Consider the following 1,059-nt stretch of genomic DNA (forward strand, 5'->3'; position numbering starts at 1 on the left):
GCACGCGCGGTGTCCGTGCCGGCGGCCGTGCCCTCACCTACACCCCGGCGCTGGGCCTGCCGCAGCTGCGGGCCGCCGTCGCCGGCCACTACCGCCGCTGGTACGGGCTCGACGTCCGCCCCGAGCAGGTCGCGATCACCACCGGCTCCTCGGGGGCGTTCATGCTCGGCTTCCTCGCGGCGTTCTCCCCGGGGGACCGCGTGCTCCTGCCGCGCCCCGGCTATCCCGCGTACCGCAACATCCTCACGGCGCTCGGGGTGGAGGTGGTGGACGTGGACGTCGACGCCGGCACCCGCTACCAGCCCACGGTCGTCCACCTGGAGGCGGCGCTCGCGGAGGGCCCGGTCGCGGGGCTCGTGCTCGCCTCCCCGGCCAACCCCACGGGCACGATGGTCAGCGCCGCCGAGCTCGCCGAGCTCGCCCGCTGGTGCGAGGAACGCGGTGTGCGGCTCGTCTCGGACGAGATCTACCACGGCATCGTGCACACGGACGGGCAGGGGCCCGGCGCCTGCGCATGGCGCACCTCCCGCACCGCGCTCGTGGTCAGCTCGTTCTCCAAGTACTGGGGCATGCCCGGCTGGCGGCTGGGCTGGATGCTCATGCCGGACGACCTCGCCGCCGCGGTCGAGGGCCTCGCCGGCTCGGTCGCCCTCTGCCCGCCCGCCGCGGCCCAGGAGGCGGCCGTCCACGCGTTCAGCGAGGAGTCCTATGCGTTCTGCGCCGAGCAGGCCGGCGGCTTCACGGCGACGCGCGGCGTCGTGCTGGCCGCCCTGCCCCGGCTCGGCTGGGCCGACGCCGCCCCCGCCGACGGCGCCTTCTACCTGTGGGCCCGCCTCGCCCCGGGCATGCTGGCGGAGTTCGGCAGCGCCGTCGGCTACTGCGCCGCCCTGCTGGAGGAGGCCGGCGTCGCGCTGACCCCCGGCGACGACTTCGACGCCGTCCACGGGCCCGAGTTCGTCCGCCTCTCCTTCGCCGCCGGCCCGGACGCCGTCCACGAGGCGCTCGAGCGGATCGCCGCCTGGCACGCGGCGCGCGGCCTGGCCTGAGGGGCTCCGCCAC

General features: G+C 76.8%; 1 protein-coding gene. It reads left to right on the plus strand.

Going from position 1 to position 1,059, the window contains the following annotated elements; all coding sequences use genetic code 11:
• Nucleotides 1-1,046 (plus strand): pyridoxal phosphate-dependent aminotransferase (locus tag HMPREF3105_RS00845; RefSeq protein ID WP_210401409.1); only part of this gene is annotated, 1,046 nt, incomplete at its 5' end.
• Nucleotides 1,047-1,059 lie beyond the last annotated feature (13 nt).

Origin of the sequence: Micrococcus sp. HMSC31B01 (assembly GCF_001816085.1) — a bacterium.
In the GTDB taxonomy this organism is placed as follows: domain Bacteria; phylum Actinomycetota; class Actinomycetes; order Actinomycetales; family Micrococcaceae; genus Micrococcus; species Micrococcus luteus.